The 22,841-nt window shown below is 64.9% G+C and carries 20 protein-coding genes and 2 pseudogenes; 12 read left to right on the top strand and 10 right to left on the bottom strand.

What is annotated here, in order from left to right:
• Positions 1–115 precede the first annotated feature (115 nt).
• Complete coding sequence (locus LH20_RS01395) at positions 116–1,648, top strand: class I adenylate-forming enzyme family protein (protein ID WP_053552681.1); 1,533 nt, start codon at positions 116–118, stop codon at positions 1,646–1,648.
• A 73-nt stretch (positions 1,649–1,721) separates the two neighbouring features.
• Here the strand turns inward: LH20_RS01395 and LH20_RS01390 are convergent, their stop codons facing one another.
• Genes LH20_RS01390 through crtY form a run of 6 tightly spaced genes read right to left on the bottom strand, consistent with a single transcriptional unit; the run spans position 1,722 to position 7,011 of the window.
• Positions 1,722–2,240, bottom strand: a complete 519-nt coding sequence (locus LH20_RS01390; RefSeq protein WP_053552680.1) for an AAA family ATPase — start codon at positions 2,238–2,240, stop codon at positions 1,722–1,724.
• Complete coding sequence (gene pnuC / locus LH20_RS01385; RefSeq protein ID WP_053552679.1) at positions 2,237–2,806, bottom strand: nicotinamide riboside transporter PnuC; 570 nt, start codon at positions 2,804–2,806, stop codon at positions 2,237–2,239. The genes LH20_RS01390 and pnuC overlap by 4 nt, the downstream gene beginning before the upstream one ends.
• On the bottom strand, positions 2,803–3,762 hold the full coding sequence (locus tag LH20_RS01380; protein WP_053552678.1) for a phytoene/squalene synthase family protein: 960 nt from the start codon (positions 3,760–3,762) through the stop codon (positions 2,803–2,805). The genes pnuC and LH20_RS01380 overlap by 4 nt, the downstream gene beginning before the upstream one ends.
• Entirely contained in the window at positions 3,762–4,343 is a 582-nt protein-coding gene (locus LH20_RS01375) for a TIGR00730 family Rossman fold protein (protein WP_053552677.1), read from the bottom strand. Before LH20_RS01375 ends, LH20_RS01380 begins: the two co-directional genes overlap by 1 nt.
• A 35-nt stretch (positions 4,344–4,378) precedes the next feature.
• Positions 4,379–5,854 carry a phytoene desaturase gene (locus LH20_RS01370; RefSeq protein WP_053552676.1) on the bottom strand — a complete coding sequence of 492 codons (1,476 nt, stop codon included), beginning with the start codon at positions 5,852–5,854 and terminating at the stop codon, positions 4,379–4,381.
• Positions 5,851–7,011, bottom strand: a complete 1,161-nt coding sequence (gene crtY / locus LH20_RS01365) for a lycopene beta-cyclase CrtY (RefSeq protein ID WP_053552675.1) — start codon at positions 7,009–7,011, stop codon at positions 5,851–5,853. Before crtY ends, LH20_RS01370 begins: the two co-directional genes overlap by 4 nt.
• Positions 7,012–7,113: 102 nt before the next feature.
• Between crtY and LH20_RS01360 the strand changes: the two genes are divergently transcribed.
• The 3 genes from LH20_RS01360 to LH20_RS01350 are packed head-to-tail and all read left to right on the top strand — an operon-like array spanning position 7,114 to position 8,751.
• On the top strand, positions 7,114–7,641 hold the full coding sequence (locus LH20_RS01360; protein WP_053552674.1) for a GNAT family N-acetyltransferase: 528 nt from the start codon (positions 7,114–7,116) through the stop codon (positions 7,639–7,641).
• Positions 7,638–8,396 carry a sterol desaturase family protein gene (locus tag LH20_RS01355; RefSeq protein WP_053552673.1) on the top strand — a complete coding sequence of 253 codons (759 nt, stop codon included), beginning with the start codon at positions 7,638–7,640 and terminating at the stop codon, positions 8,394–8,396. Before LH20_RS01360 ends, LH20_RS01355 begins: the two co-directional genes overlap by 4 nt.
• A complete protein-coding gene (locus LH20_RS01350; protein WP_321164228.1) occupies positions 8,344–8,751 on the top strand; it encodes a DUF2141 domain-containing protein in 408 nt (135 codons plus the stop codon). The genes LH20_RS01355 and LH20_RS01350 overlap by 53 nt, the downstream gene beginning before the upstream one ends.
• A gap of 24 nt (positions 8,752–8,775) precedes the next feature.
• Here the strand turns inward: LH20_RS01350 and LH20_RS01345 are convergent, their stop codons facing one another.
• From LH20_RS01345 to alr, 3 genes are read right to left on the bottom strand one after another with little or no spacing between them, the layout of a single operon-like run.
• Positions 8,776–9,123: a RidA family protein gene (locus LH20_RS01345; protein ID WP_053552671.1), complete on the bottom strand. Its 348-nt coding sequence runs from the start codon at positions 9,121–9,123 to the stop codon at positions 8,776–8,778.
• Between the two features lie 16 nt (positions 9,124–9,139).
• Positions 9,140–10,399 carry a D-amino acid dehydrogenase gene (locus tag LH20_RS01340; RefSeq protein WP_053552670.1) on the bottom strand — a complete coding sequence of 420 codons (1,260 nt, stop codon included), beginning with the start codon at positions 10,397–10,399 and terminating at the stop codon, positions 9,140–9,142.
• Positions 10,396–11,541 carry an alanine racemase gene (alr, locus tag LH20_RS01335; protein WP_053552669.1) on the bottom strand — a complete coding sequence of 382 codons (1,146 nt, stop codon included), beginning with the start codon at positions 11,539–11,541 and terminating at the stop codon, positions 10,396–10,398. The genes LH20_RS01340 and alr overlap by 4 nt, the downstream gene beginning before the upstream one ends.
• A 120-nt stretch (positions 11,542–11,661) precedes the next feature.
• Between alr and LH20_RS01330 the strand changes: the two genes are divergently transcribed.
• From LH20_RS01330 to trmB, 4 genes are read left to right on the top strand one after another with little or no spacing between them, the layout of a single operon-like run.
• Positions 11,662–12,108 (top strand): Lrp/AsnC family transcriptional regulator, encoded by a 447-nt coding sequence (locus LH20_RS01330; RefSeq protein ID WP_053556006.1) that lies wholly within the window; start codon positions 11,662–11,664, stop codon positions 12,106–12,108.
• A gap of 56 nt (positions 12,109–12,164) precedes the next feature.
• Entirely contained in the window at positions 12,165–13,838 is a 1,674-nt protein-coding gene (gene lnt / locus LH20_RS01325; protein WP_235527074.1) for an apolipoprotein N-acyltransferase, read from the top strand.
• Between the two features lie 52 nt (positions 13,839–13,890).
• Complete coding sequence (metK, locus tag LH20_RS01320) at positions 13,891–15,114, top strand: methionine adenosyltransferase (protein WP_053552668.1); 1,224 nt, start codon at positions 13,891–13,893, stop codon at positions 15,112–15,114.
• 52 nt (positions 15,115–15,166) lie between these two features.
• Positions 15,167–15,880 carry a tRNA (guanine(46)-N(7))-methyltransferase TrmB gene (gene trmB / locus LH20_RS01315; protein WP_053552667.1) on the top strand — a complete coding sequence of 238 codons (714 nt, stop codon included), beginning with the start codon at positions 15,167–15,169 and terminating at the stop codon, positions 15,878–15,880.
• A 53-nt stretch (positions 15,881–15,933) separates the two neighbouring features.
• Here trmB and LH20_RS01310 read toward each other — a convergent pair.
• Positions 15,934–16,353 (bottom strand): annotated as a pseudogene (locus LH20_RS01310) (IS5 family transposase); the annotation flags it as partial.
• A gap of 2 nt (positions 16,354–16,355) precedes the next feature.
• Here LH20_RS01310 and LH20_RS01305 point away from each other — a divergent pair.
• The 4 genes and pseudogenes from LH20_RS01305 to LH20_RS01290 all read left to right on the top strand — a co-directional run.
• A pseudogene (locus LH20_RS01305) lies at positions 16,356–19,417 on the top strand (error-prone DNA polymerase); the annotation flags it as partial.
• An 86-nt stretch (positions 19,418–19,503) separates the two neighbouring features.
• The gene (locus tag LH20_RS01300; protein WP_053552665.1) at positions 19,504–19,962 is read left to right on the top strand and encodes a YbaK/EbsC family protein; all 459 of its coding nucleotides are present in this window, start codon (positions 19,504–19,506) and stop codon (positions 19,960–19,962) included.
• A 482-nt stretch (positions 19,963–20,444) separates the two neighbouring features.
• Complete coding sequence (locus LH20_RS01295) at positions 20,445–21,734, top strand: DUF5690 family protein (RefSeq protein WP_235527073.1); 1,290 nt, start codon at positions 20,445–20,447, stop codon at positions 21,732–21,734.
• Positions 21,712–22,836 (top strand): TIGR03364 family FAD-dependent oxidoreductase, encoded by a 1,125-nt coding sequence (locus LH20_RS01290; protein WP_053552664.1) that lies wholly within the window; start codon positions 21,712–21,714, stop codon positions 22,834–22,836. Before LH20_RS01295 ends, LH20_RS01290 begins: the two co-directional genes overlap by 23 nt.
• The last annotated feature ends 5 nt before the right edge of the window (positions 22,837–22,841 follow it).

Genomic DNA, 22,841 nt, shown 5'->3' with positions numbered 1-22,841 from the left:
TCTGCTTTGATTATGCAAGGGGTGAGTAGCGAGTTGAAACTTTTGGTCAAGCAAGCTCGCCGCCGATATTTCCTCGCGGCGTTGCAGACCGGCGCTGCTGTGCTAACGGGTCGCCATGACCACCGACGACATCCTCGCAACCGACTTCGCCACCCTGCCCGACCTCGTTCGCGCTCACGCAAAAAAACGTCCCGGTGCCGTAGCGGCCGCCGATCCGTTCCGGCGCCTCAGCTGGCTCGAGCTCGACCGGATCGTCGACCGAATCGCCGCGCGGCTGCAGGAGGACGGGCTGACGAAGGGAGATCGAACCGCGATCGCAGGGCTGAACAGTGTCGAGCAGGTGGCGGTCATCCTCGGCACGCTGCGCGCCGGCGGAGTCGCGGGGCTGATCACCAACAGCGCGACCGGAGAACAGATGGCGGCGATGATCGCTGACACGGGCGCGCGCCACCTGTTCCTCGACAGCGCCGCTTCGGCAAGCCTTGAAGGTCAGATCGTCACCGCGAGCGATCGCATCGCGATGGACGGCAGTGACGTCGGCACGCCGCTCGATATCTGGATGGCGGCAGAGGGCGCTGCCCCGGCGCCGGTGACGATCGATCCGCTTGACGGCTTCAATATCATCTATTCGTCGGGCACGACGGGTACGCCGAAGGGCATCGTGCACAGCCATGCAATGCGCTGGCAGCATATCCAGCGCGGCGCCCCAGCCTATGGGCCGGCGGCGGTGACGATCCTTTCAACCCCGCTCTATTCAAACACGACAATGGCAAGCTTCCTGCCAACCCTCGGGTCGGGCGGGCAGGTTGTGCTGATGAAGAAATTCGACGCTCGGGGATTCCTCGAACTCGCCGAGCGCGAGCGGGCGACCAATACGATGCTCGTGCCTGTGCAGTATCGCCGTATCATGGCCCTGGAGGATTTCGACCGCTTCGACCTTTCGAGCTTCGTCATGAAATATTGCACCTCGGCGCCCTTCCCCGCTGCGCTCAAGGCCGATGTGCTGAAACGCTGGCCGGGCGGGCTGGTCGAAATCTACGGCATGACCGAGGGCGGAGCGACATTCATCCTCGAAGCGCATCAATATCCGGACAAGCTCCACACCGTCGGCAAACCCGCGCCCGGCCATATCGCCAAGGTGATCGACGAAGACGGCAACGAACTGCCGCAAGGCTCGGTCGGCGAGCTGGTCGGCCGGAGCCCTGCAATGATGACGGGTTATAACAACCGCCCCGACGCGACCAAGGCGATGCATTGGTACGATGCAGAAGGAAATCTTTTCTATCGCCACGGCGACATCGGCCGGATCGACGAGGACGGATTCCTCACTCTCATGGACCGGGCAAAGGACATGATCATCTCGGGCGGCTTCAACATCTTCCCGAGCGACCTCGAAGCGATCCTGACCGCGGACGAGCGCGTCGTCGAAGCCGCCGTCGTCGGCATGCCGAGCGAAGAATGGGGCGAGACGCCCGTGGCGTTCGTCGTGCTGAAGGATGGCGCCGACCCCGAGGCGGTTCGCGCCGACTGCAATGCCAGGGTCGGCAAGACTCAGCGCCTCAGCGCGATCAAGATTGTCGACGAACTGCCACGCAGTCCGATCGGCAAGGTGCTCAAACGCGAATTGCGCGATCGTCATTCCGGGTAGCGGCAATAAGGGTCTTTCCTGGGTCCCCGCGGAAAAGCGAACCACCCCGTTCGGCCCCTCTTAGACCTGTCCGCTATCCCAGTCCTCCGGCCCTGAGCGCCGCCAGCGCGCTTTCGAGCCGGGCGTCCCCTTCGCCCTCGACCCAGGCCCAGGGGAGCGTCCTGCGATCGAGCTCGCCGATTGCCACTTCCATGAACCGCCGCCGGTCCGCGACGCTCCCGAAAAGACGGGTGCCATCCTCCCTCCATGGCAGGTCCATCGCGGGAACGAGGTAGAAGTCAGCGGTATCCTGCCATGCATCGATCGCCGGCAGGCGGCGACCGAGCAACATGATTGCCCATGCCTGCGTCATTAATGGGTCGGTATCAGAGATCAGCCACTCGGGACGCTCCGCCCGCGCCGCGCGGGTCGCTGCGACATGGCCATCGAAGATCGCGAGCAGATCCGCCTCCTCGAACGCGGTGCCGTTCGCCTCGGCATAGAGACGGCCATATTCGGGCACGACGACCGCGCCGAGCCGGGCCGAAATGCGCGGGGCGAGCGTCGACTTTCCGGTGCTTTCGGCGCCATGGAGGCAGATGTGCCGCGTCATGCCAGAAGCGTCCCGTCCGCCGCGGCGCGGCGCCATTGGGCCAGCCCCGCTATCGAAATGCCGAGCAGCACGACATAGACCGCGCTCGTCGCATAGAGGCCCCGCCATGCGAAGAGGGGCACCGCGATCAGATCGACCAGAATCCACAGCCACCAGCTTTCGACGCGGCGCCGTGCAAGCAAGGCTTGCGCCGCGATGCTCGCCATCGCAATGCCGCCATCGGCCCAGGGGGCCGCTGCATCGGTGAAGCGCTGCATCATGGCGCTCCATGCGGCCCACGCCGCGATTGTCGCGATCATCCAGAATTGGCGGTCGCGGCGCGCGAGCCATCCGACCGGGACGCCCTTTTCCTCCTTCGCGCGCAGCCAGTTCCACCACCCATAGATATTGAGCGCGAAGAAAAAGCCCTGGAGCAGCATGTCGCTGTAGAGTTTCGCCTCGAAGAACACGATTGCATAGAGGCTGACCGCTACGAGCGCGAAGGGGTAATTCCATATGCTCCGCCGCGCGACCAAGGCCACATTGATCAGCACCAACGCTGCCGCCAGCCACTCGAGCTCGCTCATGTCCCTTTCTCCGTCCGTGACCGCGTCCACAGCCCTTCGCGACTGATCCGCCGCTGCGGCGGGCGGCGCAGGACCGACCAGCCGGCGCGCGCCACCCAGCCGAGCTTGGCGGCAAGCGAGCTCGACGCGCGGTGGTCCCAGGCATGGTCGCCGCGGCGGCGGACCTCGCGTGCGATGTCGCCATAGATGCCGGTCGCGGCGAGCACCGCCCAGCGGCTTCGCGGCCTGAGCTTGCGCGCGCCCCAGCGCGCCGACGCCTCATATTCTTCCGCCATCTCGGCGAGCCATTTCGCCATCACGCTGAGCCGCGAACGAAAGGCAGGGTGCATGTGCTGGCCGGGCGGAATGTCGAGTTCGGCGAGCCACTCGTCGGGCAGGTAGCAGCGGTCGGCGGCGGCATCCTCGGCGATGTCGCGCGCGATATTGGCGAGCTGAAAAGCGATGCCAAGGTCCGATGCGCGGTCGAGCGTCGTCTCGTCCGCAGGATCAATTCCCATTACATGCGCCATTGCGACGCCCACCGCGCCTGCGACATGATAGGCATAGCGGAGGAGGTCCGCCTCGCTGCGCGGCCTCCAATCGTCGGCGTCGAGTTCAAAGCCCGCGATGATGTCGTCGATAACGGCGCGGGGAATGACAATTTCGGTAAGCAAAAGGCCGAGCGCATCGAACGCGGCTTCGCCGGTGGGTTCGCCCGCAAAGGCGCGGTCGGTCAGCGCGCGGATGCGCGCCAGCGCCGCCTGGGCGTCGTGCCCCACTCCCATCGGCCCGCCATGATCCTGCCCATCGACCAGGTCGTCCGCGGCGCGGCACCAGGCGTAGAGCAACCACACCCTCTCGCGCGTGATCCGGTCGAACAGCTGGCTCGCGAGCGCAAAGCTTTTGGAGCCCTGCGCAATGCTGTCGTGCGCGAAGCCGTGCAGGGCCTGGGCATCATAGCCCCCCGCTTCGCTCATCAAAGATCGTCGGCCTTCATCGCGAAAATTGGCTCGTGCGGCTGATAGCCCTCCATCTTGTCGAGCAGCTCGTCGATCCCGGCATCGACAATCAGGATGCCCGCATGCGCTGGGCGGATGAACCCGGTTTCGATCATTCGGCGGTTGAAGGCGATCAGATTGTTGTAGAAGCCCGCAGCGTTGAGCAGGCCCACGGGCTTGGCGTGGTAACCAAGCTGCGCCCAGCTGATCGCCTCCCACAGCTCGTCCATCGTCCCGACGCCGCCCGGGATGGTGAGGAAGCCGTCGGCGAGATCGGTGAACATGCGCTTGCGCTCGTGCATCCCCGAGACGACGTGGAGCTCCGTGACGCCGCGGTGCGCAACTTCGGTGCCGACCAGCGCGTCGGGGATTACGCCGATCACCTCGCCGCCGGCTTCGAGCGCCGAATCCGCGACCGCTCCCATCAGCCCGAGGCGGCCGCCGCCGTACACGACGCCGATCCCGCGACTCGCCAAGGTGCGGCCGACATGGCGGGCGGTTTCGATATAGACGGGGTCGGCCGGGGTCGCGGACCCGCAATAGACGGCGAGGCGTTTCATAGGTCTATCCTTACCCGCTCGCGGCGCGAACGGAACTATATGTTCAGCATCAGGGCGGCCGTCGCCTTGGCACTGCCGACCACCCCGGGAATTCCAGCGCCGGGATGCGTCCCCGCGCCGACGAAGTAAAGATTCGAAATATGGTCATCGCGGTTGTGGGCGCGAAAATAGGCGCTCTGCCGCAGCAACGGCTCAAGGCTGAAAGCGCTGCCAAGGTGTGCAGCAAGGTCTGCTTCGAAATCGCGCGGCGTATAGTGAAACCGGGTCACCAGATTGTCGCGCAGCCCTGGCAGCACGCGCCGTTCGACCTCCGCGAGCACGGCGTCGGCAAAACGCTTCCCGAACGCCCCGTCCCAGTCTGCGGGCGCTTTTCCAAGATGCGCAACCGGGGCGAGCGCATAGAAAGTGGCATGCCCGGGGGGCGCCATTCCCGGATCGGTCGCACTGGGATGATGAAGGTAGAGCGAAAAGTCGTCAGGCACCCTCCCATGCCGGTAGATGTCGTCGAGCAGCCCCTTGTAGCGTGGCCCGAAGAGGATGCTGTGGTGCGCAATATCGGGGTAATCGCCTCTTACGCCGAAATGGACGACGAACAGCGAGGGTGACCAGCGCTTTTTCGCGAGACCTCTTGCAACGATGGCGCCGCGCCTGTGGCCGAGCAGGTCGCGATAGCTGTGCATCAGGTCCCCATTGGAGGCGACCATATCGGCGGCTGCCCGCCAGCCGCTCTGCGTGACGACGCCGCTCGCGCGGTCGCCCTGCGTTTCGATTCTCGCCACCGCATCGGCGAGGCGAAGCGTACCGCCCAACCTTTCGAAGAGCCGTACCATCCCGCTGACCAGCGCGTTGGTCCCGCCGCGCGCCCACCAGACACCGCCCTGCTTCTCGATCGTGTGGATCAGCGCGTAGATCGCGCTCGTGGTCATCGGATTGCCGCCAACGAGCAGCGTATGGAACGACAGCGCCTGCCGCAGCCGCTCGTCGCGGACAAAGGATGAGACCACCGAATAGACGCTGCGCCAGGCCTGATATCGCATCAGTGCAGGGGCAGCGCGGAGCATCGAGGCGAAGTCGAGAAAGGCGGCCGAGCCAAGCTTCACATAGCCCTCGCGATGCACGCCTTTCGCATATTCAAGGAACCGCTCGTAGCCGGCGATGTCGGCGGCATTGAGCCTCGCGATCTGTGCACGGAGCGCCGGCTCGTCGTTCGAATAGTCGAACCGCGACCCGTCGGGCCAGTCGAGGCGATAGAAGGGGGCGACGGGTAGGAGTTCAACGTCTCCGGCCATTTGCTGCCCGCTCAGCGCCCATAATTCCTCAAGACACGGCGGATCGGTGATGACGGTCGGCCCCGCGTCGAAAATATATCCCTCTCGCCGCCAATGATAGGCGCGCCCGCCCGGCCCATCGCGTGCCTCGATGATGGTGGTCGACACCCCCGCCGACTGGAGGCGGATGGCAAGCGCAAGGCCGCCGAAGCCCGCACCGATCACAATGGCGGTTTGCGTCATTTCCAGTCGAAGCGCCGCAGCGCGGCGATTGCGCGGCCAACGGAAACCGGTGGCTTTCCGGCTAGCAGGCGCAGCTTGTCGGCGGGCCGCGATCGGCCCGCATAAAAGCGCGCGATCAGCCCCGAGGGAAGCCGGTAGAAGCGCTCGAAGATGCGATAGCGTGCGCCGGGCTCGGCCGCCCGAAAGAGCATCGCGTCGAGCATCCGATAGAAACGCTGGCGCCGCCAACCTGTCGCCGCGCGTTCACGCAGCGTGGCTGGCAGATCGGGACCGATGAGCGCGGGAAGCGCCGCCGCGGTGCGCACTGCATCGGGCAACGAATAGCCGGTCGTGGCGTGAAAGGCGCCGGCCCGCACGCCGATCCGCGCGGTGCGGTCCGACGGCGGCCAATAGCGATCGAAGTCGCCCGCGATCACCACCGGCAGGACGCCGGTCTCCTCGCGTAGCGCTTTTTTCGAGATCTTCCACCCCTGCGCTGCTGCATAGGTCCGGATGCGGTCCCGGACCGCCACGACATCAAGGTCGGGCGTATCGCTGTAATAAGTATCCTCTACAAAGATTGTCTCGGCGTCGAGCGGCAGGAGATAGACGAAGCGATAGCCCTCGAGTTGCTCAACGGCGGCGTCCATCACGACCGGCTGGGCAAGCCCGTGCCCGCCCTTCACGCGGAGCGTCTGTCCAACAAACTTCTGCCAGCCGCAGCTCAGCCCCGATCCATTGCTTGCCGCCCCGCGCGCGTCGATGACATGGCGCGCATCGAGCCGTCCGCCCGCAGCAAGCAGCACATGGTCGGTCGCGACATGGAGCGCACGATCGGCGATCAGGTGTCCCGCGGGCAGCGCCGTTTCGATCGCCTCTGCCAATGCCTCGCTGGTCACGCTCTTGTACCCCATGCGCAAAGTGCGGTGATAGGCAGGAAAGCGGACATGATAGGCCGGCCAGTGGTAGCGGACGAGCGGCGCGACGAGCCAGCGATCGCGCTTGGCGATGTCGCTGTCGAAGAAGGACCAGATATGATTGCCCCCGACCGGCCCCGCCTCGACCAGCCGCACGTCAAGCTCGGGACGCTTTGCTGCGAGCGCGAGCGCCGCAAGCCCGCCCGCCAGCCCGCCCCCGACGATGGCAATGTCACAGCGCGAGGACGGGGTGCTGGTCATGCGACGGGCCTAGCCGAGCATGCGAGCGGGGGGAAGGCCAATGGCGCGCTATTCGGCGCAGATGACTTTCGACGCGGCTTGCTGCAAAATCCACCCGTGTCTATGCCTGCCCTCTGCATCGAACCTGCCGCGCCCGCCGATGCCCGGGCCATCGCATCCATCTATGCGCATCATGTCGCGCGCGGCACCGCGACCTACGACGTTGAACCGCGCAGCGTCGTCGCGACGGCCGCGCTGATCTCGGAGCATCATGCGAAAGGCTGGCCCTTTCTCGCCGCGCGCACGGCTGACGGCGATGTCGTGGGCTTTGCCTATGCCAGCCAATTCCGCCCGCGCGCTGCCTACGCCTGGGCGTGCGAGGATAGTATCTATGTTGCACCGTCGCAGCAGGGCTGCGGCATCGGCCGCACGCTTCTCGGCGCGCTCTTGACAGCGGCCGCAGCGGCAGGGTTCCGCACGATGGTCGCGGTGATCGGCGGCGGCGAGCCCGCCTCGGTCGCCCTCCACGCTGCCTGCGGCTTTGCGCACGCAGGGCGCCTCACCGGGATGGGGTGGAAGCATGGGCGCTGGCTCGACACCGTCTATATGCAGCGCGCGCTCGGCGTCGGCACGGCGAGCCCGCCCCAATGAGCGCGGCAGCCGCGATCGCGCTCTCGGCGCTTGCGATGACGCTGATCGTCGGGGGCCGCTATCTGCTCTCGAGCGGCGCCTTTGCCCTGGCAACGCGGCTTCGGCACCCGGGCCTCTATCGCGGACTGGAACTGCAGATCCGGCGCGAAATCGGCTGGAGCCTTGCGAGCGCCGCCATCTATGGCGTCCCCGCTGGTCTTGTTGCCTGGGGCTGGCAGGCACGGGGCTGGACGCGCATCTACACTGATGCTGCCACCTATCCGCTCTGGTATTTGCCCTTGAGCCTGCTCGCCTTCCTGCTGATACACGACGCCTGGTTCTATTGGACGCACCGGGCGATGCACCGTCCCTGGCTGTTCCGCCGGGCGCATGCGGTACACCACGCAAGCCGTCCTCCGACGGCATGGGCCGCGATGAGCTTTCATCCCCTTGAGGCGATTACCGGCGCTGTCGTCATACCAGCGCTGGTCTTCGTCATCCCGGTCCATGTGGCCGTGCTCGGCCTCGTCCTTGCCATCATGACGCTGATGGGCGTGACCAATCATATGGGGTGGGAAATCGCGCCCGGCGCACTGGTGCATGGACGCGCGGGGCGCTGGCTGATAACCGCGACGCATCATGAGGCCCACCACGCGGTCTATCGGGGAAATTATGGGCTCTATTTTCGCTTCTGGGACAAAATGTGCGGCACGGATATCGGGCTTGGCTCTCTGGCCACTCCTGATCGGCGCGAGCGCAGCCCCGCCGAGCGTTGAAGTCAGCGTGACCGGGCTGCGCAGCACGAAAGGCCAGTTGCTCGTCTGCCTGACCACGAACCCCAAGGCATTTCCCGACTGCAGCGATGACAAAGGCGCGGTACGGATGGCGGTAAAGGCCGGGGCCGCGGCGGATTTCGTCATCGAGGCGCCCGCCAATGGCACCTATGCGATCGCCGTAGTCCACGACGAGAATGGGAACAACCGGATGGACAAGGCCCTGTTCCTGCCAAAGGAGGGCTTCGGATTTTCGCGCAATCCTGCGATCACCGTGGGCCCGCCAAGCTTCAGAGCGGCCAGCTTTGCCCTCGACGGCGAGACGCGGCAGGCAATTCGCATGAAATATATGCTGTAATCACCCGCCGCGCCCCGAACTTGCTCAGGGCAAGGCCGCGGTGACGATGATCTCGACCTTATAGTCGGGGGTCGCGAGGCGAACCTCGCCGGTCGCGCGGGTCGGCGCGCCGGCGCCGCCCAACCACTCTTCCCATACGCTGTTCATCGCGCCGAAGTCGGCCATGTCGGCGAGCCAGATCATCGCGGTCAATAACCGCGACCTGTCGGTGCCCGCTTCGGCGAGCAGGCTGTCGACCTGCGCGAGCACGGCGCGGGTCTGACTGGCTGCATCCTCGCCCGGCGCGCCAACCTGGCCCGCGAGGTACACGATACCGTTATGGATAACGGCTTGGCTCATGCGCGAACCCGAATGAAGGCGCTCGATACTCATGACAATCTCCCCTGGGTTAAAGTGAATAGCGGTCGAGCCCCAAACCTTCGGGATCGATCGGCGGTACCTCGCCGCCGATGAGGCTGGCAATCAGACGGCCCGAGCCGCATGCCATCGTCCAGCCCAAAGTGCCATGCCCGGCGTTGAGGAACAGGTTCGCAATCGGTGTCTTCCCGACGATCGGGGTACTGTCGGGCGTCATCGGGCGCAGCCCGCTCCAGAAATTGGACGGCGCTTCATTGACCGCAGCACCGGGGAAAAGATCGTTCAGCGAATGACGCAGCGTCCCTTCGCGTCGTGGCGGGAGCGCGCGATTGAAGCCGGAAAGCTCGGCCATGCCGCCAACGCGGATACGGCCCCCAAGCCGGGTAATCGCGATCTTGTGGCTTTCGTCGAGCAGGGTCGAAACCGGTGCGCAGTCGGGATCGGCGACCGGCAGCGTGATCGAGTAGCCCTTCACCGGATAAATGGGAAGTCGAAGTCCCAGTGGCCGCAAAAGCGCGGGCGAATAGCTGGCGAGAGCGACCAGATAGGCGTCTGCCCGCAGCACGCCTGCGGACGTATGGACCGCGGAAACCTTTCCTCCCTCCATTTCGAGGCCATCGATCCGCGTGTTGTATCGCAGCTCGCCCCCCTTTGCGGGCAGGAGCGCGGCGAGCTTGCTCGTAAAGATATGACAGTCGCCGGTCTCGTCGTGCGGGAGCCGAAGCCCGCCAAGGAAGCGATCTCGCGCAGCAGCGAGGCCCGGCTCGGCGCGAAGGCAGCCATTGCGATCAAGCAGCTCGAACGGGACAGCATAGTCGCGAAGCACAGCGATATCGCCGGCGCTCGCGTCGAGCTGCTTTTGCGTGCGAAAGAGCTGGAGGGTGCCCTGCGAGCGATGGTCATAGTCGAGCCCCAGCCGGGCGCGCAGCGCGACGAGTTCATCGCGGCTGTATTCGGCAAGCCGCACCATGCGACTCTTGTTGAGCGCGTAGCGCGCGGCGGTACAGTTGCGCAGCATGGCGATCGTCCAGCGCAGCATCGCCGTGTCGAGCCGCGGCTCGATGATCAGCGGCGCATGTTTCATGAACAGCCAGCGAAGAGCCTTTGCCGGAATGCCGGGCGCTGCCCAGGGCGAGGCATAGCCCGGCGAAATCTCGCCCGCATTGGCGAAGCTGGTTTCGAGCGCCGGCCCGGGCTGACGGTCGACGAGCACAACCTCGTGCCCCGCCTCGGCAAGATACCAGGCTGAAGCAACGCCGACGACACCGGCACCCATTACGATGATCTTCATGGCGCGCGCCCCGGCAGGACGATCTCGGCGTTGCCGTCCTCGACGAAGATGCGCGCGTGACGTGCACCGAGCCGCGTCAGTATCTCATAGGCGATGGTTCGAGCGTCGCGCGCCGCATCTGCGAGCGACTGCGAGGGCCCAAGACATTCGACGAAATCGCCTTCGGCGAGTTCGCCCTGGGGAAGGGCGCTGATGTCGACGGTGAGGCTGTCCATGGAAACGCGCCCGACGATGGGCAGCCGTATGCCGCGGTGCCACAAGGCCCCCGCGCCGCCGAGGGAGCGCGGCCAGCCGTCGGCATAGCCCAGCGCGATCGTTGCAAGCCGCTGCGGCGCGGGGGCGATATGGTCCAGGCCATAGCCGACCCGGGTTCCCGCCGCGACGGTGCGGATCTGGAGCACCCGGGCGTGAAGCTGGACGACGGGGCGCAGCCCTACCGCGTGGGGCCCCGGATCGACCCCGAACAATGCGACGCCCGGACGCGCGAGATCCGCGTGGAATGGTGGGGGGAGAAAGACGCCGCCGCTGTTGGCGATCGACGCGGGGACACCCGGGAAATGCGCTGCAATCCGGCGAAAGGCAGCAAGCTGCTCCCCATTCGCAGCGCGGCCTGGCTCGTCGGCGCAGGCAAGATGCGTCATCAGCAGCCGGAGGTCGAGTTCGCGGGCGCACGCGGGGTCGGCGGCGAGCGCGAGCGCATCCTCCACCGCGAGGCCGAGGCGCGACATGCCGCTGTCGACCTGTAGCGCAGCGGGAAGCGGAAATCCGAGCCTGCGGGCGCTGGCGCGCCAGCGCGTGACTTGCGACAAGGAATTGAGCACAGGGATAGCGCCAGCAGCAGTGCAGGCTCCCTCGCTCGCAGGGTCGAGCCCATTGAGAATGAAAATCGCAGCGTCAGCGCCGACCGCGCTTGCAAGCGGGGCGACCTCCGAGAGCTGGGCGACGAAAAAGGTGCGGCAGCCTTCGCGATACAGCGCAGCGCCGACGCGCGTTGCGCCGAGACCATAGGCATTCGCCTTGACCACCGCACCGCAGCGCGCGGGCGCTACGCGTTCGGTGAGCGTGCGGTAATTGGCGCGCAGGGCATCGAGGTCGATGCCAAGGCGGCTCGAACAGCTTTCAACGCAAGATAACTGCTGCATATCGCGCTCCCAGTAGGAGAGTTAGCGAATATCATGCTGCATATTTCACCGATCTATATATTGTTCGGGCCGAACACCGCACGACTTTCGAAGAATCTGCGAATTATTGGAATTTTCTGCATGAACGCGCTTGACGACGCCGACCGGCGCATCCTCACCCACCTTCGCCTCAACGCGCGGATCACCAACAGGGCGCTCGCCGCTGAGGTCGGGCTCTCGCCTTCGGCCTGCCTTCGGCGTGTCCGCCTGCTCGAACAGTCGGGAGTCATTCGCGGCTATAGCGCGATCGTCTCGGGCACGGCGCCCGACGAAGGCACGATCGCGATCGTGCAGATCGAGCTTGAGCGGCAGACGGAGGAATATCTCGTCCGGTTCGAGGCGGCGCTACGCCGGCACCCCGAAATTCAGGAATGGTACCTGATGACCGGTGACGGCGATTATATCCTCCGCGTCCAGATCGCCGGAATCGACGACTATGGCGTGTTTCATCGCGACGTCCTCTCGCGCCTCCCCGGTGTCTCGCGCATCACGTCGAGCTTTGCGATGCGCAGCCACCGCCGGATGTGAGCCCGCACACGCCAATTGGCGATACAAATGCGGACCGATCGTCTAAGGCATCGCGCGTGACCGCATTTCTACTCCGCATCACCGCTCTTGCCGATCGCTATACCAGGCTGTCCGCGTTCATTCTGGGGCTCGTCTCTGCAACAGGCTTCGCCCCGCTGAACCTCTGGCCGCTGACCCTGCTCGCGCTCGCGGGCTGGATGGCGCTCGTCGCCCGCAGCACTCGCGGCTGGCGCACGTTCGGAATGGGCTGGGCGTTCGGGGTGGGCCATTTCGCGCTCGGCCTCAACTGGATCGCCACCGCCTTCACCTATCAGGCCGCGATGCCGGCCTGGCTCGGCTGGGTCGCCGTACTCTTGTTGTCGCTTTATCTCGCCTTCTATCCAGCGCTCACAGCATGGGGCACGTGGGCGTTGAAACGATACGCCGCGACTTCCTTGGTCGCCGCAGGCAGCCGAAACCCGAGGCCCAATGCAATCCCGGTTGCTGCGGTGCCAACATTGTCCTTCATCCTCGCACTCGCAGCTTTCTGGACGCTCACCGAATGGCTGCGAAGCTGGATCTTCACCGGTTTCGCCTGGAATCCTCTGGGCGCAATTCTCGTTCCGGTTTCGCTGGCCTTACCGGCGAAGACCGTCGGGACGTACGGCCTGTCGGGGCTCACCCTGCTGTGGGTCGGATGGGGGCTGCGCCTGGCGTTCCGTTGGCCGGCAACCTTTCGCAGCAAGCCCAAGAGCGGCACCTTCTTTTCTACCGTGATCCTCGCCCCCATTGCGTTTCTCTGTGTGCCGCTTCTGGTAGCGCTGCTGGCGAACATGAGTGTCGCCGAATCTTCGCAACGGGGCGCGGTCCCTGTCACCCTTGTCCAGCCCAATATTGGACAGGAGGACAAATGGGAGGGCGGCAAGGCCGATGCCAATTTTGCCAAGCTCGCGCGGCTCACGATTCCGAAGGATGAGACCCCGCGTCTGATCCTCTGGCCCGAGGCGGCAATCCCCGATTACCTCGAGGCCGGCTATCCGTCGGTCTATTACGACCGCGCGCCGGCTGCGGCGCGCGGCCGGCTGACCGACCTCATGAACGCAGGCGACCTGATGCTGCTCGGCGCGCTCAAGCTCGAACTCGACCGCACCGGGGACGTCGTCGGCGCGCGCAACGCGGTCATGACCGTCCATTCCGACGGCACGCTCGGCCCGCGCTACGACAAGGCGCATCTTGTCCCCTACGGCGAATATCTGCCGATGCGTTCTCTGCTCTCGGCCATCGGTCTGTCGCGGCTCGCACCGGGCGATATCGACTTCTGGCCTGGCCCGGGTGCGCGAACGCTCGACCTCGGGCGCTTCGGCAGGGCCGGTCTGCAAATCTGTTACGAGATCATCTTCTCGGGACAAGTGGTCGACCGCGCTTACCGTCCTGATTTCATCTTCAATCCATCGAACGATGCCTGGTTCGGCGCCTGGGGTCCGCCGCAGCATCTGGCGCAGGCCCGGCTGCGTGCGATCGAGGAGGGCTTGCCCGTTCTACGCGCGACGCCGACGGGCATCAGTGCAGTAATCGATGCGGACGGGCGCGTCCTCGACGCGATTCCGATGCACAAGGCGGGGCGGATCGACAGCTCCATTCCGCGCGCGCGGGCACCAACGCCATTTGCGCGCTACGGCAACATCGTGCCCGTCGGTCTCGCGCTGCTGCTCATCGCGGCTGCCATTGCCTTTCGGCGCCGCGGACGCTAACAGCAACGCGACATAAAGCATCCTTTATATCCGATCCACAGAAGGCATCTCCATGCGCAACAGCTTCCTTTTCACGTCCGAGAGCGTGTCCGAAGGTCACCCCGACAAGGTGTCGGACCAGATTTCGGATTCGATCGTCGACCTGTTCCTGTCGAAGGATTCCGAGGCGCGTGTCGCGTGCGAGACGCTGACTACCACCCAGCTTGTCGTGCTGGCGGGCGAGATTCGCTGCAAAGGCGTGTACGAAAATGGCAAATGGGCGCCCGGCGCGCTGGAAGAGATCGAGGCGACCGTCCGCAAGACGGTGAAGGAAATCGGCTACGAGCAGGATGGTTTTCATTGGCAAACGCTGCGCTTCGAGAATAACCTTCACGGCCAGTCGGCCCATATCGCGCAGGGCGTCGACGAAAGCGGCGACAAGGACGAAGGCGCCGGCGACCAGGGCATCATGTTCGGCTACGCCTCGGACGAGACACCCGACCTCATGCCGGCTACACTCGATTACAGTCACAAGATTCTGGAGCGCATGGCGGCGGACCGCAAGTCGGGCAAGGCGCCGTTCCTCGAGCCGGATGCGAAGAGCCAGGTCACGCTTCGTTACGCCAACGAGCGCCCGGTCGAGGCCACCGCGATCGTGGTGTCGACCCAGCATGCGCCCGGATATTACTGGCACAATGGTGAAGGCGATGAGGCAAAATATGCGACGCTTCGCGACTATGTGAAGAGCGTGGTTGCCGAGGTACTGCCCGCCGAACTGCTGACTGCCAACACTGTCTATCACATCAACCCGACCGGGCGCTTCGAGATCGGCGGGCCCGACGGTGATGCCGGGCTGACGGGGCGCAAGATCATCGTCGACACCTACGGGGGTGCGAGCCCGCACGGCGGCGGCGCGTTCAGTGGCAAGGACCCGACCAAGGTCGACCGCTCGGCCGCCTATATCACGCGTTATCTTGCCAAGAATATCGTTGCAGCAGGGCTCGCGCGACGTTGCACCATCCAGCTTTCCTATGCGATCGGCGTCGCCGAGCCGCTGTCGGTCTATGTCGACCTCCATGGCACGGCCGCCAACGGCGTGACCGAAGCATCGCTCGAACAGCTGATTCCGCAACTGGTCCGCCTGACGCCGAAGGGCATCCGCACCCACCTCGGCCTCAACAAGCCGATCTACCGGCAGACCGCCGCCTATGGGCATTTCGGCCGCCAGGCGCACGGCGACGCTTTTCCGTGGGAGCGCACGGACCTGACCGACAAGCTGAAGGCGGCCTTCGCCTGACAGAGTGCCGGGGCGCTTGCCGCCCGGGTCCTCGAACGCTAGGGCGCGCGCCATGACCGCTTACAAGTCCGGCGACCCGACCACACTGAACCGTCTCTACGGCCGCGCCAAGGGGAAGCCCCTGCGCGCGGGACAGCAGGATCTTGTCGACCATCTGCTTCCGCAGATTGCCGTGCCCGAGGAAGGCGAAGTGTCGGCGGAGCGCTTGTTCGGGCAGGCATGCCCATTGCATTTCGAGATCGGCTTTGGCGGCGGCGAGCATATGGCAGCGCGCGCGGACATGCTGCCCGATCATGGATTTATCGGTGCCGAGCCTTTCCTCAACGGTGTCGCGCAGGCCCTGGTCCACGTCAGCGGCGATCATGGCGCGCACCCGCCGCTTGCCAATATTCGCATCCATCACGGAGACGCGCTGGAAGTCCTGCGCCGCATCCCCGACGGCGCCCTCTCCTTCGCCTATCTGCTCCACCCCGACCCCTGGCCGAAGGCGCGCCACGCGAAGCGGCGGATGATGAACGACGGTCCAGTCGATCTGATTGCAGCGAAACTAAAAGCCGGCGGGGAGTTCCGTTTTGGCACCGACCATCCCGTCTACCTCGCCCACGCGCTCATGATAATGCGGCGTCACCGCCACCAGTTCGAATGGCTGGCAAAGGAGGCGAAGGACTTTCTCGTCCGCCCGGGCGGCTGGCCCGAGACGCGATATGAAGCCAAGGCGCGCGCACAGGGGCATGAGGTCTGGTATTTCCGCTGGAGGCGTAAATAAGAAAGCTATAGAGTTGAAAAGGCTAGTTTTTTGCTAGGGTCAGGACTCATTGATCAGAGCCAGAATATGACGGTCGCGGCGAGAGCGACGGCGGAGAAGAAGGCCTTCGGGCACCGATCGTAACGGGTTGCGACCCGCCGCCAGTCTTTCAGGCGACCGAACATGATCTCGATACGGTTGCGGCGTTTGTAGCGGCGCTTGTCGTATTTGACGGTCTTGTTTCGTATTTTCCGGCCCGGGATGCAGGGCGTGATGCCCTTTTCCTGCAAGGCGTCACGGAACCAGTCGGCATCATAGCCTCGGTCGGCCAGCATCCATTGTGCCTTGGGCAGGCTGTCGAGCAAGGCGGCCGCGCCCGTATAATCGCTGACCTGCCCGGCGGTCATGAAGAAGCTGATCGGGCGACCGTTCGCATCGGTCACGGCATGAAGCTTGGTGTTCATACCGCCCTTCGTCCGGCCGATCAGGCGTCCCGGTCGGCTGCCGGCTGATCCTCACCGATGGCACCGACATCCTCGTCTACCCCACCGATCGCCCGGCCTATGCCCGGCTCTGCCGGATGCTGTCGGTCGGCAAGGCCCGCGCCGGCAAGGCGAAGTGCGAACTCCATTGGGATGATCTCGCCGATTGGGGCGAAGGCCTGATCGCCATGCTCGTCCCCGATGCCGCGGATGACCTGACCGCCATGCGCCTGCGCCGCCTCGCATCGCTTTTCCGGGCTGCTGCTACATGGCGCTGACCCTGCGCCGCCGTCCGCGTGATTTCCTGCGGCTGCACGATCTGGTGAACATGGCGGCGCAGGCGGGCGTGCCGACGGTCGCGACCAATGACGTGCTGTTCCATGCGCCCGACCGCCGGATGCTTCAGGATGTGATGACCTGCATCCGCGAGGGCCGCACCATTGACGATGTGGGGTTCGCGAAGAACCGCCATGCCGACCGTTACCTGAAGCCCCCGGAAGAAATGGCCCGGCTGTTCCGCCTGTGGCCCGAAGCCGTGGCGCGTTCGCTCGAACTGGCCGAGCGCTGCCGGTTCAGCCTCGACGAGCTGGCCTATCAATATCCGCATGAAGTGGTTGACGATGGCCTGACCGCGCAGGCGACACTGGAGAAGCGCACATGGGAAGGCGTGGCCGAGCGTTTCCCCGAAGGCCTGCCCGATGAGGTTGCCGCAACCCTGCGGCACGAACTGGGGCTGATCGAGAGCCTCGATTATGCGCCCTATTTCCTGACGGTGGATTCGATCGTCCGCTTTGCGCGCTCGCAGGGCATCCTCTGCCAGGGGCGTGGCTCGGCCGCCAACAGCGCGGTCTGCTATGTACTCGGCATCACCTCGATCGATCCCTCGCGCAACAACCTGCTGTTCGAGCGGTTCGTCAGCGAGGAACGGCGCGAGCCGCCCGACATCGATGTCGATTTCGAGCACCAGCGCCGTGAGGAAGTCATCCAGTGGGTCTATGATACCTATGGCAGAACCCGCGCCGCGCTGTGCTCGACCGTGATCCGCTACCGCGCCAAGGGCGCGCTGAGCGACGTCGGCAAGGCGATGGGCCTGCCCGAGGACATGATCAGCCTGCTGTCCTCGCAGATCTGGGGCTGGTCGACCGAAGGCGCCGAGCCCAAGCACGCCGAGGAACTGAACCTCAATCTTGACGATCGACGCCTCCGGCTGACCCTCGATCTTGCCCGCCAGCTGATCGGCACCCCGCGCCATCTCTCGCAGCATCCCGGCGGCTTCGTGCTGACCGAGGACCGGCTCGACGAACTGGTGCCAATCGAACCGGCGGCGATGGAAGACCGGCAGGTGATCGAATGGGACAAGGACGATGTCGATGCGCTGAAGATGATGAAGGTCGATGTGCTGGCGCTGGGGATGCTCTCGGCCATGCGGCGCGGGTTCGACCTGCTGCGCGGGCATAAGGGCGTCGATCTCGATCTCGCGTCGATCCCGGCGGAAGATCCGCGCACCTATGCGATGATCCGCAAGGCCGACACGCTCGGCACGTTCCAGATCGAATCCAGAGCGCAGATGGCGATGCTGCCGCGCATGCGCCCACGCACCTATTATGATCTGGTCATCCAGGTCGCGATCGTCCGGCCCGGCCCGATCCAGGGCGACATGGTGCATCCCTATCTGCGGCGACGCGAGGGCGAGGAGAAGGTCGACTTCCCGACACCCGAACTGGAGAAGGTACTGGGCAAAACGCTTGGCGTTCCGCTGTTTCAGGAACAGGCGATGCAGGTCGCGATGGTCTGCGCCGGGTTCAGCGCCGCCGAGGCCGACCAGCTCCGCCGCGCGATGGCGACGTTCAAGCATACCGGCGGCGTGGCCCATTTCCGCGAGCGGCTGATGAGCGGGATGATCGAGCGCGGTTATACGCAAGAGTTCGCCGGGAAGATCATCGGCCAGCTCGAAGGGTTCGGCAGCTATGGGTTCCCGGAATCCCATGCCGCCAGCTTTGCGCTGATCGCCTATGCCAGCGCCTGGCTCAAATGCTGGCACCCCGATGTCTTCTGCGCCGCGCTGCTCAACAGTCAGCCGATGGGTTTCTACGCACCTGCGCAAATCGTGCGCGATGCCCAGAGCCACGGCGTCGAGGTGCGGCCCGTCTGCGTCAACGCCTCGCGCTGGGACTGCACGCTGGAGCCGACTGGCGATGACCGTTTCGCGATCCGGCTCGGGTTCAACCGGGTCTCCGGCCTCGCCAACGCCCAAGCCGCCGCCATCGTCGCGGCCCGTGCCGAACAGCCGTTCCGGGATATTGATGACCTGTGGCGCCGCGCCGGCGTGCCTGCGGCCGCGCTGGTGAAGCTGGCGGAAGCGGATGCGTTCCGCCCTGCGTTCGGGCAAGAACGGCGCGAGGCGCTGTGGGCGATCAAGGCGCAACGCGATGAGCCGCTACCGCTGTTCGCGGCGAGCGCGAGCGACGACGGGCGCCCGCCCGCCGAGATCGTCGAGGAAGCCGTCCGGCTGAAGGCCATGACGGCGGGCCGCGAGGTGGTGGAGGATTATCGCCATACCGGCCTGACCCTGCGCCGGCATCCGCTTGCTTTCCTGCGCGGAGAACTGGCGCGCCAACGCTTCCTGTCCTGCGCCGATGCCCATGCGCTGAAGGACGGTCGCCCGGTTCGGACCGCCGGGCTGGTGCTGGTCCGGCAGCGCCCCGGATCGGCGAAGAACGTCACCTTCATCACCATCGAGGACGAAACCGGCATCGCCAATCTCGTCGTCTGGCCGGACCTCTATGAGAAGCAGCGGCGGATCGTCCTGACCAGCGCGATGCTTGGCATTCAGGGACGCATCCAGCGCGAGGGCGATGTCATCCATCTGATCTGCGCGAAGCTGTTCGATCTCACGCCCTTGCTGTCCAGTCTCAGCGAGTTGGGAGATGCCTTCCCAAAACCCGGCGGGCGCGGCGTTGGCGCGCGCTTCGGTGCGACGGACGATCCTCGTGAACGGCCGCCGCCCATGGCCGGCCTTCGTGGCGCAGATCGACATGAGGGCGCGCTCAGGGTGAAGTCACGTAACTTCCATTGAGCCTTATGACGATTGCTGCACGCGCGCCGCTCGTTCAAAGCCAATCGCGATCACAAACTTCCCATGAAGAAAGGCCGGCAAAGAGAATGAGTTTGGAAAGTGTGAAGGCGTTCATGGCTGCCCATGCCCCGGATATAGAAATCCTCGAAACGCAGGCCAGCACGGCGACGGTCGCTGAAGCGGCCGCCGCCCATGGGGTGGAACCCGCGCAGATCGCCAAGACGCTCTCCTTGCGGGTCGGCGAGCGCGTCGTGCTGCTGGTCACTGCGGGAGACGCGCGTCTCGACAATGGCAAGGCAAAGGCGGCGTTCGGCGGCAAGGTCAAAATGCTGGGCCGGGAAGAGGTCGAGACGATCACGGGACACCCTGTGGGTGGCGTCTGCCCGTTTGGCCTTGCATCGGCCCTGCCGGTCTATTGCGATGAAAGCCTGCGCCTGTTTGCCGTCGTCATTCCGGCGGCGGGCGCCACGAACGCAGCTTTGCGGATCGAGCCTGACCGGATGGCCGCGATCACCAAAGCCCAATGGGTCAATGTTTGCCGGTGACCGGCCTGAACGCGGGCCGATCTATGAAAATATGCCACCAGCGGTGTCGTGATCGAGGGAGCCGTCATGGCCAAAGCGTGACCCACATACTCCGCAATCGACGCCATCCCCGAAGTCTGGTCGGCCCTGACGGATTCAGGCGAACGGACCGAGGATGGCCATTGTCTGAACAGCCGAAACACAGCATGGTCTCGTTCCACCTGAGCCTCCCCGAACGAGGGATTATTGTGTGGCCGTCCCGAGTGGCAACCGGTTGTAAGGTTATAGAGGCGAGATCTGTTCGCCGGTATTGATGATCAGCCTCTGCTGGTATCGCCGGAAGACAATGGCGATGATGCGAGCGGCATTCGCGGCGGAAATGTTCGGTGCCAAGGACTGCGCTCCGACAAGGACTGCGCTCCGATCAGATAAACGATGAACATGTCACCAACCTGACCCAAAACTGGTCCATACCAGATTAACTTCACTAATCTGGATATGACGTGTTTGAACGAATCGGAAAAGCTCCGCGAACGACAATCGTTTCGCTCGGCGCGGGAGCCGCGGCGGCATTTTGCGCCTATTTCTCGATGTATGCCTTTCGCAAGCCATTCGCCGCGGCGACATTCGCTGACCAGCCCGCTCTACTCCTCGATCTCGATTACAAGACGACGCTGCTGATCGCCCAGGTTCTGGGCTACGCGCTATCCAAGCTGATTGGCATCCGTATGATCGCCGAGTTCGGGCGGACCGGGCGGGCGGGCGCTATTCTGACCCTGATTGGCATCTCCTGGCTCGCGCTCATCCTGTTCGGGGCCGTGCCCGCACCATGGAACATCGGCTTTCTGTTCCTGAACGGACTGCCACTCGGCATGATCTGGGGCCTGGTGTTCAGCTATGTCGAAGGGCGCCGCGCATCCGAGGCGATGGGCGCGCTGCTCTGCGCGAGCTTCATCCTCTCGTCGGGTGTCGTCAAATCGGTTGCGATCCTGGTCATGGACTGGGGCGTAGGAGAATTCTGGATGCCGGCGGTTACGGGGGCTCTCTTCTTTCCGCTTCTCCTGTTGTCGCTGTGGTTGCTCGAGCGGATGCCGCCCCCCGACGACCGCGACATCGCCGAGCGCACAGCGCGCGTCCCGATGCGTGCGCGGGAGCGTGCAAGTTTCCTCCGCAACCATGGCGTCGCCATGCTCCTGCTCGTATCGGGCTATGTTCTGTTGACCGCGATCCGGGACTTCCGCGACAACTTCGCGGCCGAGCTCTGGATTGCCATGGGCCAGGGTGGCATCGCTTCAGTATTCTCCACCTCCGAACTGCCAGTTATGATCGTCGCTCTGACCGCGCTGGGCGCGCTGACGCTCATCCGCGACAATATGCGGGCTCTGTTGGCCATGCACGGAATCATCCTGATCGGCGCGCTACTGCTGGGCCTCTCAACGCTGGCGTTCCAGCACGGATGGCTTGCGCCATTCTCCTATATGATCCTGACCGGCGCCGGACTCTACCTCGCTTATACGCCGTTCAACGCGATGCTGTTTGACCGCATGATCGCCGCACTCGGCCATGTGGGCAATGCTGGTTTTCTGATCTATATCGCGGACAGTTCGGGCTATGTCGGCAGCGTTGCTTTGCTTCTGTATCGAAGCCTGGCAGCCCCATCGATGGACTGGCTCTCCTTCTATATTTCTTGCGCCTATCTCACGGCCATCGCGGTGGCGGTGCTGACCGTCTGTTCGGCTGCCTGGTTCCATTTCCATGTCGGGAAACACCATGTTCGCCCATCCGCCGCCTGACCTTGCCATTGTCGGGGCCGGGATCGTCGGCCTGGCCCATGCGCTTGCGGCGGCAAAGAAGGGAAAGCGGGTCCTTGTCGTCGATCGCGACGCGCAGGCAAACGGAGCCTCGATACGCAATTTCGGCTTTGTCACCGTGACCGGACAGCAGCGCGGGCGGGTGTGGGCTCTCGCGCGCCGCAGCGCCGCGATCTGGCGCGACATCGCCCCGCGCGCCGGAATCTCGATCGAGCAGCAGGGATTGCTGATGGTTGCACAGCGCGCCGAAGCCGCCATCGTGATCGACGCCTTTGCCGCTACCGAGATGGGCGAGGGCTGCGAACGCCTGACAGCCGCACAGGCACGCCGCCACTGTCCTGAACTGAGCGGCGAAATCACCGCGGCGCTGCTGTCCAGCGCGGACCTGCGGGTAGAGTCGCGCAGCGCCATCCCCCTGCTGGCAAAATGGCTGCACGACGCCTGGGATGTGCGCTTCATCCGGGGCGTCGCCGCCAGCCGGATCGAGCCGGGCGCGATCATTTTGAGCAACGGCGAGCGCATCGTGGCGCCTCGCATCATCGCCTGCCCCGGCGACGACTGGTCTAGCCTCTTCCCTGCTTCCTTTGCGGAGGCGGGCATTACACGCTGCCAGTTGCAGATGCTCCGCCTGGCCCCGCCTGGATGGCAGTTGCCCAACCCGGTGATGAGCGACCTCTCGATGGTGCGCTATCTGGGTTACGCCGATCTGCCGGAATCCGCTCCGCTTAGAGAACGCCTCCGGAGCGAAGCGCGCGATGAACTGGATCACGGCATCCATCTGATCGTGGTGCAAGGCGCGGATGGATCGCTCGTCGTCGGGGACAGCCACATCTATGCGCCGACCCCGGAACCCTTCTCGTCCGCAGCCGTCGACGCAGCGATCCTGCGCCAGTTCGCCGCGCTGTTCGGCGGTGCGCTACCCGTCGTCGAGCGGTGGACGGGCACTTATGCCAGCGGTCCCGACCACAGCATCATACACGAGCCGTTGCCCGGCGTACGGCTGGTGGTGGTGACGAGTGGCACGGGCGCTTCGACCGGCTTCGCGCTGGCGGAGGATGTGGTTTCTTCAATCTTCGAGGACTGACCGAT

This window comes from Sphingopyxis sp. 113P3 (assembly GCF_001278035.1).
Lineage (GTDB): Bacteria > Pseudomonadota > Alphaproteobacteria > Sphingomonadales > Sphingomonadaceae > Sphingopyxis.
This window is presented reverse-complemented; position numbering and strand designations above follow the sequence as displayed.